We start from the raw sequence: 16,496 nt of genomic DNA on the forward strand, positions 1-16,496 counted from the left end.
TATTCCTCGCTTTCTGTACCTTGCATAGTACCTTGATTATATCACATACACGAACAAATATTCGCTTCTGACATGCTTCCCAAATCGTTCCGCTTTTCGTTATCATGGAGAGTGAATCTAAACAGAAACGAGTTGGTCGTCATGTGGTCGCTTCTCTTTATCCCGCTCGGTGCCATTGTCGGCGCCTTGTCCGGATTTTTCGGCATCGGCGGCGGTGTCATCATCGTCCCGGTGCTGCTCTTTAGTGGATACTCGGCGGCCGAGGCCGTCGCTACGTCGCTCTTGTTCGTCGTCGGGACGAGCCTGTCCGGCGCCAAGAAACATACATCGCTCGGCAACGTGTCCTGGTCGACAGGCATCACGGTCGGTTTGGCCGGTGCCGTCACGGCGCAACTGTCGAGCCGGCTTGTCCTCTCGATCTCGGGGACATACGACTGATTGCTTAACCTATTTTATCTGGCTATCCTATCTTATTTTGCCGTTACGCTATTAAAGAAAACATCGAAACCGCAGAAGCCGAAAAAATCATCGCTGCTTGCCGCCCTCGTCATCGGGATGATGGCCGGACTGTTGTCGGCTCTGCTCGGCATCGGTGGCGGCTTCATCATCGTCCCGCTCCTCGTCAGTTGGCTCGACTTCTCGACGCATCGCGGGGTCGGGACGAGCCTGGCCGCCGTCCTGTTCATCTCGCTTGGCGGACTCGTCGGCTATCTCCCGTCGCTGTCGCTCGACTATATGACACCGCTCGCGTTGGTCGTCGGGGCGTTCATCGGGGCCCCACTCGGCGCTTCGCTCACGAATCGTTATCACGATAAAGAGATTTCCACCCGGCTCGCCTGGTTGTATGTGGCCGTCATCGTCTCGATCGCGCTCGACCTCGGTGCCGCCCTCTACGCGCCGCTTGCATACGTCAGTTTGGCGATCCTGCTCGCTTTTCTTGTCGGGATTGGACTCGACTTCAGACGGCGTATTGTCAATCAAAACCACTTTTCATAAGAAAAGTGGCTTTTTTTGCATATTCGGTTTTGAAACGCTTACATTTGGGGCATATAATGAAGTGGTAAGCCAAATTTAATATGGAAGGAAGGGAGTATCACATGTCAGCATTCGTCAGCGAAATTATTGGTACAATGCTACTCATCTTGCTCGGTAACGGTGTCGTCGCCGGCGTCGTCCTCCGTCATTCGAAAGCGGAGAACGCAGGTTGGGTCGTCATCACGTTCGGTTGGGGCTTCGCCGTTATGATCGGGGTATACGCAGCCGGAATTTATGGAGGGGCGCACTTGAACCCTGCCGTCACGGTCGGGCTCGCGACAGCAGGCTCATTCCCTTGGGCTGATGTGCCAGCCTACATCTTGGCACAGTTTATCGGGGCGTTCATCGGGGCCGTCCTCGTGTTCGTGCACTACAAACCGCACTATGATGTGACCGACGATCCGGGTGCCAAACTGGCCACCTTCTCGACCGCACCAGGGATTCGTAGCACGCCGTTCAACTTGATCGGGGAAATCATTGGTACGTTCGTTCTCGTCTTCGGAATTTTGTCATTCGGGGCCAACACGTTCACGGACGGCTTGAATCCGCTCATCGTCGGTTTCCTCGTCGTCTCAATCGGTCTCTCACTTGGTGGTACAACGGGATATGCCATCAACCCGGCACGTGACCTCGGGCCGCGGATTGCGCATGCGATTCTTCCAATCAAAGGCAAAGGGACGTCGGACTGGGGCTATTCATGGATTCCGGTCGTCGGACCAATCATCGGGGCGGTCATCGCCGCATTGGTTTACGGCATTCTTGTCCCATAATCTTTCTAATTTCTAAGGAGGCACTCTCATATGGAGAAAGAAAAACGTTATATCTTAGCACTTGACCAAGGAACGACAAGCTCACGGGCCATCATCTTCGACCATGACGGGAAAATCGTCACAGTCGCGCAACGTGAGTTCAAACAATACTTCCCGAAACCGGGCTGGGTCGAGCATAACGCCAACGAGATTTGGGGTTCTGTCCTCGCCGTCATGGCCGAGGCGTTCGGGTCGGCTGATATCGATCCAAAAGAGATCGCGGCCATCGGAATCACTAACCAACGGGAAACGGCCGTCGTCTGGGAGAAGTCGACAGGACGCCCAGTCTATAACGCGGTCGTCTGGCAATCGCGGCAAACGGCTGGCATCTGTGACGAGCTGAACGCGGCCGGACACGGTGACTTATTCCGCGACAAGACAGGCCTCTTGATTGACGCCTACTTCTCAGGAACGAAAGTCAAATGGATTCTCGACAACGTCGAAGGTGCGCGCGAGAAAGCGGAAGCCGGCGACCTCCTCTTCGGGACAATCGACACATGGCTCATCTGGAAACTGTCAGGCGGTCACGCCCACGTCACGGATTACTCGAACGCCTCACGGACGCTCATGTACAACATCTATGAACAGAAGTGGGACGATGAGCTCCTCGAGATTTTGACAGTACCAAAATCGATGCTCCCAGAAGTCAAACCGTCGAGTGAAGTATATGCCAACACAATCCCGTACCACTTCTTCGGATTCGAAGTACCAATTGCCGGTGCGGCCGGTGACCAACAGGCTGCCCTCTTCGGTCAAGCTTGCTTCGAGTCTGGCGAAGGGAAAAATACGTACGGGACAGGTTGCTTCATGCTCATGAACACGGGCGAAGAAGCCGTTAAATCGGACCACGGGTTGCTCACGACAATCGCTTGGGGTTACGGCGGCAAAGTCGAATACGCGCTCGAAGGATCAATCTTCGTCGCTGGTTCAGCCATCCAATGGCTTCGTGACGGACTCCGCATGCTCAAGTCGGCGAAAGATACGGAACAGTACGCTAACCGTGTCGAAACGACTGACGGCGTCTACGTCGTCCCTGCCTTCGTCGGTCTCGGTGCGCCGTATTGGAACTCGGACGTCCGCGGTGCCATCTTCGGCCTCACACGCGGTACGGAGAAAGAACACTTCGTCCGGGCGACGCTCGAGTCACTCGCTTATCAGACGCGCGACGTCTTGACGGCGATGGAACAAGATTCTGGCATCGAGTTGAAGACACTCCGCGTCGATGGTGGTGCGGTCAACAACAACTTCCTCATGCAGTTCCAAGCGGACATCTTGAACGTGCCGGTCGAACGTCCGGAAGTGAGCGAGACGACGGCCCTCGGTGCCGCCTACCTCGCTGGACTCGCCGTCGGGTTCTGGAAAGACCAAGCTGAGATTAAACAGCAGTGGAAACTCGACCACCAGTTCGAATCGAACATGGACGAGGCACACCGCGAAAATCTGTATAAAGGCTGGCAACACGCCGTCGAAGCGACGATGGGCTTTAAACCGTCGAAACTTGAACTTTAATCGAACGCACGAAAGGGAGCATCCGCCAAGGATGCTCCCTTTTATAATTTCCTTAACCGCAGACGCGGACTCGCCGGCTCCGCGACGAACAAGATGCCGAGCTCGTGCGGGTCGGTCTCATACATCGCCCGTTGCACGAATCGGATGTCTCCGTTCAAATTGAGCACTTCGAGCTTGATGTATGGCTTATGGAGCTGGAGCGCCTCATAGAAGCTGCTCCCGCCCGTGATGACCGTCCCGTTCACTTTATAAATCGACTCGCCCGGGATGAGTTGCATCGATTCACCCGGCGAGCCTGGGAGCGTGTCGATGATGACCGCGCCCCGGTTGCCGTTGATGAACACCGGTGTCGTCCCGCGGTTCTCCCGCTTGATCATTTGAAGCGCTAGCTCATACAAGACGAACACGACGAGCAATCCATAGGCCGCATACGGCACGTCGGTGACGTACGACGCCCCGAACAAACCGAGGGCGACAAGCGCGAGCAAGCCGCGATACAGGCTCAGGCGACCGAGGAGCGTCCCTGGCAAGGCTCCGGTCGATAACAGGCTGACCCCGATTGGAATCGGCAAGATGACCGGCACCGGCATGTCGAGACCGAACGACGGTGGCAAAAAGACGACGAGCGGGAAAAACCAAAGCCGTTTGACGACGTGTCCGCCGATGAACTGACCTCGTTTGGACAAGATGAGCGTCGGTGATGTCTCAATCGACCCTTTCCAACGCAAGAGAATCGCTTCCGCCAATGTGACGACTCCGAACACGAGCGCATAGACCGGCCACTCGACCTCGGATAGCCGGTCCATCCAGCCCGAGACGGCGCCGTAGTCAACGACGTCACGCAACGTGACCGCCGTCAGCATGAGGAGGAATGGGAACGCCGGGCTGCTGAAGCGTGGGTGCATCGTCAAGACGATGAGCGCATACAGCACGCTGAACGTCACGAGCCATTCCCAGTTGACGGTCGTCTCGAGCAAAATCAATGCGGCTGAACCGATGACGGCGAGCAACAGGCTCGGCCATACAAAATGGCGCCAGTCCGACTTCGGCGAACGTCGCCGTGAGCGGAACATGCCCCGTTCCCGTTTGATGCGCGTCATTGATATGTAAGCGAGGGCGACGAGCGTCGCCCAGAGTAGCGGACTACCAATCAAGGTCAACAAAGCAGTAAAACTCATTCGTAGAACGTCCACACTTGTCCAATCCTTTCCCTAATCCTTATTTTGCAGCTTCTTCGAGCGCACGGTTCAATTGGGCATCGTTCGCCTCATCTTGAATCACCTCGAGCAAGCGTGACTCGAGCGCCGACGCCGTCGCCTCATTGACGACCCCGTCTTCCGGCAAATTGTTGTCGGCTTGGAAGTCGCTGACGGCGCGGGCCATCGTGTCGCCGTAATATCCTGGCTGTCCGCCCGGCTCATAGCCGATGCCCGACAAGACCGTGTGCAGGTTCGACACCGCCTCGCCGTAGTCGCCGACTTTGAGCGAGTCCGTGTCGGCGAGGATGCGGTTCACCCCGAAGTAATCCGGTTGATTGACCTCGACGTCCGGCTCGATGCCTTTCTCGTTAATCCAATTGCCGTCCGGCGTGAGCCATTTGCTCGTCGTCAGCTTCAAGTTGCTGCCGTCCTCTAAATCGAACGCCGTCTGGACGACCCCTTTTCCGAACGTCTTGTTGCCGATAATCGTGGCACCGGCCCCTTCTTTTAGCGCACCGGCCAAAATCTCAGATGCCGACGCCGATCCTTCGTCCGTCAAGACGAACAAGTCGTACGGCTTCACTTCTCGGGCGCGGCCTCTCTGCGACTCGCGTTCCCCGTCCGCGTTCTCAATTTGGACGACCGGTTTATTCGTCGGCACGAACCCTTCGGTCATCTCGATGACGGCCGGAAGCAAGCCACCCGGGTTCCCGCGCACGTCGATGATAAGGCTATCGATGTCTTCTGACTCGAGCGTCTCAAGCTGCTCCAAAAACTCATCGGCCGTCGGCTCAGAGAACTGGGTCACCTCGATATAGCCGATTTTCTTGCCGTCCTGTTCTTTCACTTCTGAATAGACGGTCTCGATCGGAATCGTATCGCGTGTAATCTCATAGTCGGCCTCTTGGCCGCCGCGACGGATGGTGAGCGTGACGACGGTCCCTTTCTCGCCACGGATGAGTTGGACCGCCTCTTCGACGGCCATCCCTTCAATCGATTCCCCGTCGACCGACGTGATGACGTCTCCGGCCCGAAGACCCGCCTCTTCGGCTGGTGCGCCTTTGATTGGAGCGACAATTAAGATGTCTTCTCCTTTCTTCTCCAAAGTCGCGCCGATTCCTTCAAAGCTCGACTCGATCGAGTCAGTGAACTGTGACGTCTCTTCGGCGTCGAGGAAGTCCGAGTACGGGTCGTCGAGCGCTCCCGTCATCCCGTCGAGGGCACCGGTCAACAAGTCTTCTTCCGAGATATCCTTTAACGAATGCGTCTCAATCAATTGTCGGACTTGGTCGACTTTGTCCCAGCCTTCCGCTTTCGGTTGAAGCGGTAACGCTGTATCGGTGAACGCCATCGTCGCGAGCCCAGCACCGGCACCGGCGACGAACGTGGCACCGGCTAGTAATCCTGCGGTTGTATTTTTCACGGGTAGTCCCTCATTTCTCTTTGTCAGTCTTTCATCCAGTATAGCAAAAAGTTCAGAAAAACGGACGTGTTCCAGAAATTTGGAACACGTCCGTCTCATCAGTAACCGATGTATGGACCCGGGTCGACCGCATTCGGTTGCCCTGGCGCCCATTGTCCGCGATGTAATTCGAAGTGGAGATGCGGGCCTGTCGACCAGCCCGTGCTGCCGAGCGTACCGACGGTCTGTCCGGCTCCGACCGTTTGCCCTGACGTGACCGTAATCGCGTCGAGATGGGCATAGACGGTCGTCCATACTTCCCCGCCGACGATATGGGACACGAAGACGACGTTGCCGTAACCGGTCGCCGGGGCCGCCTTGATGACGATGCCTGGTGCCGACGCGACAATCGGTGTCCCGGTCGCATTGACGAGATCGATGCCACGGTGCGACTCCGCCACGCCCGTGAGCGGGTTTTGACGAGGGCCGAACGGGCTCGACACGTAGCCGGAGACCGGCCGCACGAACGAGGTCGTCGGTCCCGTCACGTTCGTCGGGGTTTCCGCAGGTGGTGGTGTTGTTGGAGCAGGCGCTGGGGCAGCTGGCGCTTTGTCGTCTGCCCGCTTGTCCGCTTCCGCTTTGGCATCAGCCCGTGCTCTCGCCTCTGCCTCGGCTTTTGCCTGCGCTTCTGCTTGTGCCTTGGCCTTCGCTTCGGCCTCGGCGCGGGCGGCGGCTTCCCGCTCCGCTTGGGCGATCGCATCGAGTTGACCGGCGATGATGCGGCTCTGCTCACTCATGAGCGCCTGTTCTTCTTCACGGCTCATCTTCTCGAGCTCGAGCAGTTCGACTTGTTCGTTCAGTTCTGACAACAAATCCCGCTTTTGTTCGGCGGCGACGTCGAGCGCTTGTTTCGTCACGACTAGTTCCCGCTCTTTCTGTTTAAGGAACGAAAGCTGGGTCCGCTGCCGTGCTTCGAGCGCTTCGAGCCGCTCGACTTCACTCATGTAGCTATGTATGAGGTCCCGATCCTGATCGGCGATCGTCTGCGCGGTCAATAACCGTGTCACGAAGTCTCCGAATGAACGGGACTCGAAGACGACTTGAAAATAGGACTGGTCCTCATGTACTTGAAGCACACGAAGACGCTCACTAAGGAGCGCCTTCTGGCTTTCGAGGTACTGCCCTTGGGCAGTGAGTTGATCACGGGTTTCCTCGAGCTCGGTGCGCGCCGCGTCCGCTTCTTCCTGTTGGACGGCGATCTGTTCACTTAAGCCTTCGAGACGTTCATTGACGGCGCGGATTTCTGTCGTTACCGCGTCACGTTCCGCCTCGGTGACTTCGAGCTCGGCGTCCGTCTCGTCTTGCGCTTTCTTGGATTCCTCCAATTGATTGGATAAACGATCTTGTCGTGCTTTCAGCGTGTCTTTCTCCGTCGCCCATACAGGCGAGGCAAGTAGCGTCAAACTTAATCCAAGCGCAAGCGAACGTTTCATCCGCCAACTCCTCCTCATATTTAAATTAAATCAGACTTTCAAGAATCGACCGAGCGATGTCGTCGAACCCCAGATCCCGATGAAGGCACCGAGCGCTAAAAGGACGAGTGACACTTGCGTCGTCAAAATCGATGGATCAATCAATTTAAATATATCACTATTCAGTTGATCTAGCGATGGTTGTAAAGCACTATATGCGACGTCATAACCGAAGTAGATGACGGCAATCGGGATGAGCGCACCGAATACACCGAGGAGAAGCCCTTCGATGAAGAACGGCCAGCGAATGAAGCTGTTTTTCGCTCCGACGAGACGCATGATCTCGATTTCGCGACGGCGTGAGAAGATCGTCATCTTGATCGTGTTCGAGATGAGGAACATCGCCATGAGCGTGAGACCGACGATCAACGCAAGTCCGCCGATGCGAATCCCGTTGAAGAAGGCGAACATCTTGTCGATATAGTCCTGTCCATATGTGACCTTATCGACGTTATCAAGTGACTGCACCGAATTAGCGACCTTCTCCGTATTGAGCGGGTCTGACGCCTTGACGATATAGCGGTCGTGGAGCGGGTTGTCCTTCTCGACCGTTCCGTAGGCGTTCGCATCTTCACCAAGCTGGTTACGGAAATTCTCTAATTCATCCTCTTTCGAGCTGAACGTGACCGATTCGACGCCTGGAATCTGTTCTAAGTTCTCGCCGAGCTTCTCGACGTTCGCTTCCTCCGCGGTCCGGGTGACGAATACTTGAATCTCGACGTCGTTCTCGACGTTCTCTGAAATCTCATTGACGTTGAACATGACGAGGGCAAATACCCCGACGAGTAACAAGGTGATGGTAACAGCACTGATGGCCGCGAACGTCATCCAACCGTTGCGAAGTGTTCCCTTGAACCCTTCGCGCAGATGACGGAATCCACTTTTAAATATCATAGCCATAAGCTCCTTTCTCTTCATCGCGTACGACTTTCCCGTTCTCGATCGCGATGACGCGATGGCGGATCTTGTCTACGATATCACGGTTGTGGGTCGCCATGACGATGGTCGCCCCCCGGCGGTGAATCTCTTGGAACACTTCCATGATGCCCCAAGCCGTGTCCGGGTCTAAGTTACCCGTCGGCTCATCGGCGATGATGAGCTTTGGCTTATTGACGATGGCCCGAGCGATTGACACACGCTGTTGCTCCCCACCCGAAAGTTCATCCGGATAGTTGCGCGCCTTGTGCTTCAGTCCGACAAGGTTCAACACGTCCATGACCTGCTTGCGCATCGTGTTCGTGTCGGCCTGGACGACCTCAAGAGCGAACGCGACGTTCTCGTAGACCGTGAGTGACGGCAACAACTTATAATCTTGGAAGATGACGCCGAGTTGACGGCGTAATTTCGGGACGTGGCGGTTTTTCAATTTGCCGACGTCAATCCCATCAATCATGAGAAGACCGCTCGACGGTTTCTCCTCTCGATAAATCATTTTCATAAACGTCGATTTCCCGGCGCCGGATGGTCCGACGACGTATAAGAACTCGCCGTCTTGAATCTCTAACTCGAGGTCATCGACGGCGACGACGCCGTTTGGATATACTTTACTGACTTTTTGCATCGAGATCATAACGTATTCCCTACCCTTTTTATATATTTTTCATGCATCTATCACGTTTCATGCATCTATGACGAAGACTTGATTAGTTAGTTAAGTGAATATTTTCGTCTAGCCTCTGTTCTACACGATAAGCACTGGTCCTGTCAAGGGACCTTGTTCGTGTCCACCTGTCCGAAAAATGCGGCAGGCGATATAGTTCAAGCGCCTACAATTATAGCAATTGAACTTTTAAATAACCATTACAGGAATGTTTCAGTTGGATTGAGTTCGGTGTGAAATTGTCGCTTTGAAGATAGATTTCACGACCTAGACACAGATGATGAAACGTACATTCAAAAGGCATCCGCGTCTACGATGACCCGAATTCGGTTGAGAATGAAACAAAAAAACCACGAGTCGTCTCGTGGTTCCCCATGATTATTTTTTCTCGGCGAGCCAAGCGGCGACAGCCGTGATTTCTTCTTCGTCTTCAATCACATTCGCAGGCATAGCGCCTTTCCCGTTTTTGATGACTTCTTCAATTTCACTGGCAGATAGACGTGAACCGACATCCGAGAGTTTCGGACCGCTCATCCCTTCTAAGTTCGCGCCATGACATGCCGCACAGTTTTGCGCGTAGACCGCTTCTGCGTCGACCGACGCCGTGTTGGCGCCGTCCCCGTTGCTCGTCGACTCTTCTTCATTGCCACCGCCGCACGCACCGAGCGTGAGCATGGCGCCAAGTCCAATCGCCATCATCCATTTCTTCATAATAGGGTTCCCCTCCTAAGTTGTAGAAATAACCTACTTTTACCATTATAGCCGTTATGAACCGCTTTCTAACCTAACTCACGAAAAATACACAAAGATTCCACAACTTAGGGAACGTTGATATAGCGTTTGTCTGACGTGAACCCTTGCCCCATCACCTCGTGCGCCTCGCTGAAGATGAGGAACGCATCAGGATCGATGCGGCGAATGATTTCTTTCAGCCGGCTCACTTCGTTCTGGCGGACGACGACGAGCAACATCGGACGCTCGATGCGCGAGTATGCCCCAATCGCTTGAATCTCTGTCGCGCCCCGATCGAGCTCATCGAAGACGGCGCGCGTGATGACGTCCCGTTTCTCCGAGATGACGTACGCCATCTTGTCCTGTGTGAAGCCGAGCTGGACAAAGTCGATCATCTTGATCGTGATGAACAAGGCGATAAGTGCATACAGCCCCGTCGTGAACGAGAACGTGACAGCAGCGACGAGGACGACCGCCCCGTCGAGAATGGCGATACAGAGATAGAGCGGGATGTGGGTGAACTTATGTAAAATCTGCGCGAGCAAATCCATTCCCCCGGTCGAGGCCCGTCCCCGGAAGATGAGCCCGAGACCGATGCCGACGCCTGCCCCGCCGAAGATGGCCGCGAGCAGTGTGTCATTGACGGCCGCACCCGCGTCAATCGCTTCATAAAATAAGATCACGCCCGGTAAAAAAATCGACCCGACGAGTGACTTCACGCCGAAGCCTAGCCCGAGAATCATCCAGCCGACGAGGAGGAGCAACACGTTCGACACGAGCTGGAACGCCCCTGGCGAGATGTTGAACAGCTCGTACGTGATGATCGAGATCCCGCTGACGCCGCCCGAGGCGAGGTTGTTCGGCAATAGGAACAAGCTGAACGCCGAAGCGACGAAGACGGACCCGGTCAGTAAATAGATATAGTCTTTGACGATTTGCTTCATTAAAGGTTTTCTCCTCTACATACAACGTGGCCCAAAGACGTCAGTCCTTGAGCCACTTGCATCACATATTTGTCTTGCGGAGGTAAGCATCGATGAAGCCCATGATGTCACCATCCATGACGCCACTCGTGTTCCCGACTTCATAACTCGTGCGGTGGTCCTTGACCATCGCGTACGGGTGGAAGACGTACGAACGGATTTGGCTGCCCCAACCGATGTCTGTCTTCTCGCCGCGGATCTCATCGAGCTTGCGTTGCTGCTCATCGAGTTCGCGTTGATACAGTTTCGCCTTGAGCATTTTCATCGCTGCTTCACGGTTCTTGATTTGCGAACGCTCGGCTTGACACGAGACGACGACGCCCGTCGGCACGTGCGTGATCCGGACGGCCGAGTCGGTCGTGTTGATGTGCTGACCGCCGGCGCCTGACGCGCGGTACGTATCGATCCGGAGGTCTTCGGTCTTCACTTCGATTTCGATGTCGTCATTGAATTCCGGCATGACGTCGCACGAAACGAATGACGTATGGCGGCGGCCCGACGAATCGAACGGCGAGATGCGGACGAGACGGTGAATCCCTTTCTCCGCCTTCAAGTAGCCGTAGGCGTTATGCCCAACGATACGGAGCGTGACCGACTTGACGCCAGCTTCTTCGCCCGGCAGATAGTCGACCGTCTCGACTTTCCAGCCTTGCTTGTCCGCGAAGCGTTGGTACATCCGGAGCAGAAGCGAGGCCCAGTCTTGTGATTCGGTACCGCCCGCTCCTGGGTGAAGCTCGAGGATGGCGTTGTTGGCGTCGTAAGGTCCGTTCAAGAGGATTTCGAGTTCGAACGCGTCGAAATCGGCCTTGAGCGCCGTGACCATCTCTCCCAACTCACCTTGCATCTCGGCGTCCGGCTCTTCTTTGATCAGTTCGAGCGTGACTTCGCCGTCTTCATGCCCATCGGCGAGCTCTTGGTATTTGTCGACCATCGCTTTGAGCGCGTTCGACTCGTCGATGACTTTCTGCGCCTTCTCTTGGCTGTCCCAGAAGTCTGGGTACGTCATCTCGTTCTCGAGCTCGGCGATGCGGGCCTGCTTCTCTGTCAGGTTGAGCGATTGACGATAATTTTCGAGGCGTTTCGCCATCGCCTCGAGTTCATTGCGAATATCTGAAATTTCCATAGTGTAGGTCACCTTTCCGTAGGAAAGAGGCGAGCGGACTCGCCTCTTTCAAAATTAAGCCTGTTGTTTGCCGTGGCAGTTTTTGAACTTCTTGCCTGAACCACACCAGCACGGGTCGTTGCGCCCGAGCCGTTGGTCTTCCGTGCGACGGACCGGCTTTTTCTTGAGCGGGGTGTCGTCCTTGCCAGACACCGCCACTTCCTCCTCGACGACTTTCTCGCGTCGGAGATTGTCGCCGACTTCGGCACGAAGCACGAAGCCGGTCACTTCTTCGGAGATGGCCACGTTCATCGCGTCGAACATGTTGACGCCTTCCGCCTGATACTCGCGGAGCGGGTCGTTCTGTCCGTAGGCACGCAAGTGAATCCCTTGACGGAGTTGGTCCATGTGGTCGATGTGTGCCATCCAGTGTGAGTCAACGGCACGGAGCACGATGATCTTCTCGAACTCGTTGAAGCGTTCCGGCGGCGCGAGTTGCCGTTTCGCCTCATACTGCGCGGTCGTGCGTTCGCTCAAGAGCTCGATGATCTCTTCGCGCTCTTTGCCGTAGAAGTCCTTACCTTCGACCGGCTGCTCGAGGGCGAGCGTCTGGTTGGCCCAGTGCGCGAGCTCGTCGATGTTCCACTCTTCCGGCACGAGCTCGAGCGGCGTATATTGCGCCACGCCCGTCTCGACCGTCTCTTGAATCATCGAACGGACGATGTCCGTGACCGACTCGTTCTCGAGGATGCTAGCCCGGTCTTTGTACATGACTTTCCGTTGGTCGGCCATGACGTTATCGTAACCGAGGAGCTGTTTCCGAGCGTCGTAGTTGTTCCCTTCGACACGCTTCTGGGCCGACTCGACCGCTTTCGAGACCATGCGGCTCTCGATCGGTTGCGTGTCGTCCATGCCGAGGCGCTCCATCATGTTCTGGAGGCTGTCCGTCCCGAAGCGACGCATGAGCTCATCTTCGAGTGACAAGTAGAACTGGGATTTACCCGGGTCTCCTTGACGGCCGGCCCGTCCACGGAGCTGGTTGTCGATCCGGCGCGACTCGTGGCGCTCGGTCCCGACGATGTATAATCCGCCGAGCTCGATGACGCCTTCGCCGAGCTTGATGTCGGTTCCGCGTCCGGCCATGTTCGTCGCGATCGTGACCGCGCCTTTTTGACCGGCGTTCTCGACGATCTCGGCCTCACGGGCGTGGTTCTTCGCGTTCAAAACTTCGTGTTTGATCTTCTTCTTCGAGAGAAGCTTACTCAAATGCTCCGACGTCTCGACGGCGACCGTCCCGACGAGGACCGGTTGTCCCGTCGCGTGGGCTGCCATAATTTCTTCGACTACGGCTTTGAACTTGCCATCCATCGATTTGAAGATGAGATCCGAACGGTCTTCCCGAAGGATCGGTTTGTTCGTCGGGATCGTCACGACCTGCATGTTGTAAATGTTACGGAATTCTTCTTCCTCTGTCTTCGCCGTTCCGGTCATCCCGGCCAGCTTCTCATACATACGGAAGTAGTTCTGGTACGTGATCGTCGCGAGCGTCATCGATTCACGCTGAATCTCGACGCCTTCTTTCGCTTCGATCGCCTGGTGCAACCCTTCCGAGTAGCGGCGTCCGTCCATGACCCGACCGGTGAACTGGTCGATGATCATGACTTGGCCGTCGCGGACCATGTAGTCGACGTCATGATGCATGACGGCGTTGGCACGAAGGGCGAGCCCGACGTGGTGGTTGACCGAGACGTGCTCGATCGCGAACAAGTTGTCGATACCGAAGAACTTCTCGGCGAGGTCGACCCCTTTGTCCGTGAGGAGAACCGACTTCGTCTTCACGTCGACCGTGTAGTCGTCCTCGATTTTGAGCGTGCGGACGAAGGCATCGGCCCGTGTGTAAAGCTCTGTCGATTTTTGGGCCGAACCCGAGATGATGAGCGGGGTCCGCGCCTCATCGACGAGAATCGAGTCGACTTCATCGACGATTGTGAAGTAGAGCTCGCGTTGGACACGGTCTTCTTTATAAAGGACCATGTTGTCACGCAAGTAGTCGAAACCGAGCTCGTTGTTCGTCGAGTAGGTGATGTCACAGTTATACGCCGCCTGCTTCTCGACACGGTCCATGTTCGACACGTTGAGGCCGACCGAAAGACCGAGTGCGAAGTAGAGCGGTTCCATGAGTTCTTTGTCACGGCGAGCCAAATATTCGTTAACCGTCACGACGTGGACGCCGCGGCCCGTGAGCGCGTTCAAATATACCGGAAGGGTCGCGACAAGCGTCTTCCCTTCCCCGGTCTTCATCTCAGCGATGTCACCGTTATGGAGCACGTAGCCCCCGATGAGCTGGACACGGTAGTGGCGCATGCCGAGCACACGCTCAGACGCCTCGCGACAGACCGCGAACGCTTCTGGCAAGATATCATCAAGCGTCTCGCCCTTGTCCAAACGCTCCCGGAACTCAATCGACTTCGCCTGAAGTGCTTCGTCAGACAATGCCTTAATCGGTTCGGCGAACGACTCGACGAGGTCGGCCGCTTTTTCTGCTTTTTTCAATACTCGTTTCTGTGGAGCAAATAAATCTTTCAAAAAGTTCGCCATACGCTTTATCTCCTCTGCATTCACTGAAAAATGCATGTTTTTTCCCTAATGTACAGTTTAACCGAAGTGACCCTCGCTTTCAAGGAAAGGCCAAACGAAACGGCCCTCCGAGTTGGAGGGCCGTGTGGTTTCAAGGTTAAATTATTCTGGTTCGATCAAGCCGTATTTCCCGTCTTTACGACGATAGACGACGTTCGTGTTGCCCGTTTCTGCGTCTGAGAAGACGAAGAAGCTGTGGCCGAGCATGTCCATCTGAAGAATCGCTTCTTCCGTATCCATCGGTTTGAGCGTGAAACGCTTCGTCCGCACGAGTTCGAGTTCTGCCTCGTCCTCGTCGTAGACGACCACGTCCTCAGGACCTTCGAGTGACTTGAAGTACTCGCCGATACCGCCATCTTTGGCACGTGATTTACGGTTGAGTTTCGTTTTGTGCTTACGGATTTGACGTTCCAATTTATCGACGACGAGGTCGATTGCCGCGTACATGTCGAGGTTTGTTTCCTCAGCACGGAGCAACAAGTTCGGCATCGGGATCGTCACTTCCACCTTTTGCTTCTCATTGTACACTTTCAAGTTGACGTAAGCCGTCTGTGCATCCGTAGGAGTTGTGAAATACCGAGTCAATTTGTCCAACTTTTTCTCGACATAGTCTTGAATAGCTGGTGTGACTTCAATGTTTTCGCCGCGAATGTTATAAATCATCTGAACTCCTCCTTAAAATAACCGCTTGACCCAATGATTCGTCGATTTGGACCGAATCTCCTGCTTCATTTCTGAAAAGAAAGTGGAACCAGGTGGCTCATTTATAGTATACCCCGAATTCAAATCTTTTGAAAACGTTATCATCAGAAAATAATGACAATTTTGTTCCGATTGCGTCGTCTTCAAGTTGAATCGGCGGTATAAAAAGAAACTACCCGTTCTGCCCGTTCTTAAACGCGATTTTGATTCGAAGGACGCTATGTAAGAAAAATAAAAAGCCGGCTCCACGAGGGAACCGGCTTACGGCTTGAAATTATAATTTTGTAACGTTAGCCGCTTGTGGGCCACGCTCGCCATCAACGATTTCAAATTCTACCTCTTGACCTTCGTCAAGTGATTTGTAGCCGTCAGTTTGGATTGCAGAGAAGTGTACGAATACGTCTTTGCCGCCTTCTACTTCGATGAATCCAAAACCTTTTTCTGAGTTAAACCATTTTACTTTACCTACCATGTGTAAATCCATTCCTTTCACCATTGAAGAATACAGAGGCTTTCCCTCTATCGGTAATCTTACCACCTTCTTGGAAGCGTGACAAACACTTTCTCGTTTTTTTGTAAATGAATCGTCTTTTGGCTTACATTGGAATTATATTTCCCTACTTTTCATATCGACATATTGAATTTACATATTTTGTGATATATCATAGTGTGGATGATTTAGGTTTGTACGCCATGTGGGCGACCCGAGCCTGAAAATCCAATACGAAAAGGACGGTGCAGCCATATGCGCCCCTACCACTCCGAAGAAAAGTACCGTATTACGAAGCGAACGGTCGCCATTATGCCTTGCTACGAGACAGCCTGGGAATCACGAGTCATTCTCGAGGACGGCTCCGAGATCAAGACCCCGCTCCGGCCCTACCAGCTCTTGCAGCTCTCCTGCCGCCAATACAGCAGTTCGATTGAGGAGCGCATCTTCGTCGCCAAGCGCGTCGCCGGAATCAAAGGCAAAGTGCCTGTCGTCATCGAACCGACGTCCGGGCTCGTCTTCTTCCCGACGATGTCCCCGAAGCGTCCTGAATGTGAATGGTACGCCTGGTCGCACGTCCGTGACATCACGAGTGACCCGATCGAGTCGAAAGGCTTGGTCGTCACCCAGAACGGTCACCGAATCGCCACGAATGCGACCTCATACGTCCTCCGCAATCAATTGAAAGCGACGGGCGAACTCGTCGCCCGGTTCCAACAATTAAACCAAAGCACAACGCTCCACTCTTGATCCTTCCGTCGATT

16 protein-coding genes are annotated in these 16,496 nt (G+C 54.7%); 5 read left to right on the forward strand and 11 right to left on the reverse strand.

Annotation, left to right across the window (positions count from 1 at the left end):
- Positions 1-111: 111 nt before the first annotated feature.
- From KNP72_RS16000 to glpK, 4 genes are all read left to right on the forward strand, one after another.
- Complete coding sequence (locus tag KNP72_RS16000; protein WP_214832012.1) at positions 112-438, forward strand: TSUP family transporter; 327 nt, start codon at positions 112-114, stop codon at positions 436-438.
- The gene (locus KNP72_RS02690) at positions 439-996 is read left to right on the forward strand and encodes a sulfite exporter TauE/SafE family protein (RefSeq protein WP_214832013.1); all 558 of its coding nucleotides are present in this window, start codon (positions 439-441) and stop codon (positions 994-996) included.
- Between the two features lie 101 nt (positions 997-1,097).
- A complete protein-coding gene (locus KNP72_RS02695) occupies positions 1,098-1,805 on the forward strand; it encodes an MIP/aquaporin family protein (protein WP_029334585.1) in 708 nt (235 codons plus the stop codon).
- 30 nt (positions 1,806-1,835) lie between these two features.
- On the forward strand, positions 1,836-3,353 hold the full coding sequence (gene glpK, locus KNP72_RS02700) for a glycerol kinase GlpK (protein WP_214832018.1): 1,518 nt from the start codon (positions 1,836-1,838) through the stop codon (positions 3,351-3,353).
- 41 nt (positions 3,354-3,394) lie between these two features.
- On the opposite strand, the gene KNP72_RS02705 is transcribed toward glpK, so the two are convergent.
- The 11 genes from KNP72_RS02705 to cspD form a co-directional block, all read right to left on the reverse strand.
- The gene (locus KNP72_RS02705) at positions 3,395-4,531 is read right to left on the reverse strand and encodes a PDZ domain-containing protein (protein WP_214832020.1); all 1,137 of its coding nucleotides are present in this window, start codon (positions 4,529-4,531) and stop codon (positions 3,395-3,397) included.
- A gap of 40 nt (positions 4,532-4,571) precedes the next feature.
- Positions 4,572-5,975 (reverse strand): S41 family peptidase, encoded by a 1,404-nt coding sequence (locus tag KNP72_RS02710; protein WP_214832021.1) that lies wholly within the window; start codon positions 5,973-5,975, stop codon positions 4,572-4,574.
- Between the two features lie 98 nt (positions 5,976-6,073).
- The gene (locus KNP72_RS02715) at positions 6,074-7,447 is read right to left on the reverse strand and encodes a murein hydrolase activator EnvC family protein (protein WP_214832023.1); all 1,374 of its coding nucleotides are present in this window, start codon (positions 7,445-7,447) and stop codon (positions 6,074-6,076) included.
- Positions 7,448-7,477: 30 nt separating this feature from the next.
- A complete protein-coding gene (gene ftsX / locus KNP72_RS02720; protein ID WP_058764154.1) occupies positions 7,478-8,380 on the reverse strand; it encodes a permease-like cell division protein FtsX in 903 nt (300 codons plus the stop codon).
- Positions 8,370-9,056 (reverse strand): cell division ATP-binding protein FtsE, encoded by a 687-nt coding sequence (gene ftsE, locus KNP72_RS02725; protein ID WP_214717772.1) that lies wholly within the window; start codon positions 9,054-9,056, stop codon positions 8,370-8,372. Before ftsE ends, ftsX begins: the two co-directional genes overlap by 11 nt.
- A gap of 408 nt (positions 9,057-9,464) precedes the next feature.
- On the reverse strand, positions 9,465-9,797 hold the full coding sequence (cccB, locus tag KNP72_RS02730; RefSeq protein WP_214832025.1) for a cytochrome c551: 333 nt from the start codon (positions 9,795-9,797) through the stop codon (positions 9,465-9,467).
- A gap of 107 nt (positions 9,798-9,904) precedes the next feature.
- A complete protein-coding gene (locus KNP72_RS02735; RefSeq protein ID WP_214832028.1) occupies positions 9,905-10,762 on the reverse strand; it encodes a YitT family protein in 858 nt (285 codons plus the stop codon).
- A gap of 61 nt (positions 10,763-10,823) precedes the next feature.
- Positions 10,824-11,924, reverse strand: a complete 1,101-nt coding sequence (gene prfB / locus KNP72_RS02740) for a peptide chain release factor 2 (RefSeq protein WP_021065414.1) — start codon at positions 11,922-11,924, stop codon at positions 10,824-10,826.
- Between the two features lie 54 nt (positions 11,925-11,978).
- On the reverse strand, positions 11,979-14,501 hold the full coding sequence (gene secA / locus KNP72_RS02745) for a preprotein translocase subunit SecA (RefSeq protein ID WP_214832030.1): 2,523 nt from the start codon (positions 14,499-14,501) through the stop codon (positions 11,979-11,981).
- A 141-nt stretch (positions 14,502-14,642) separates the two neighbouring features.
- Entirely contained in the window at positions 14,643-15,203 is a 561-nt protein-coding gene (hpf, locus tag KNP72_RS02750) for a ribosome hibernation-promoting factor, HPF/YfiA family (RefSeq protein WP_021065412.1), read from the reverse strand.
- Positions 15,204-15,516: 313 nt separating this feature from the next.
- On the reverse strand, positions 15,517-15,714 hold the full coding sequence (gene cspD / locus KNP72_RS02755; protein WP_021065411.1) for a cold-shock protein CspD: 198 nt from the start codon (positions 15,712-15,714) through the stop codon (positions 15,517-15,519).
- A 273-nt stretch (positions 15,715-15,987) separates the two neighbouring features.
- On the opposite strand from cspD, the gene KNP72_RS02760 reads away from it, so the two are divergent.
- Positions 15,988-16,482: a competence protein ComK gene (locus KNP72_RS02760; RefSeq protein ID WP_214832032.1), complete on the forward strand. Its 495-nt coding sequence runs from the start codon at positions 15,988-15,990 to the stop codon at positions 16,480-16,482.
- The last annotated feature ends 14 nt before the right edge of the window (positions 16,483-16,496 follow it).

Origin of the sequence: Exiguobacterium sp. s152, from assembly GCF_018618335.1 — a bacterium.
Classification (GTDB): Bacteria; Bacillota; Bacilli; order Exiguobacteriales; family Exiguobacteriaceae; genus Exiguobacterium; species Exiguobacterium chiriqhucha.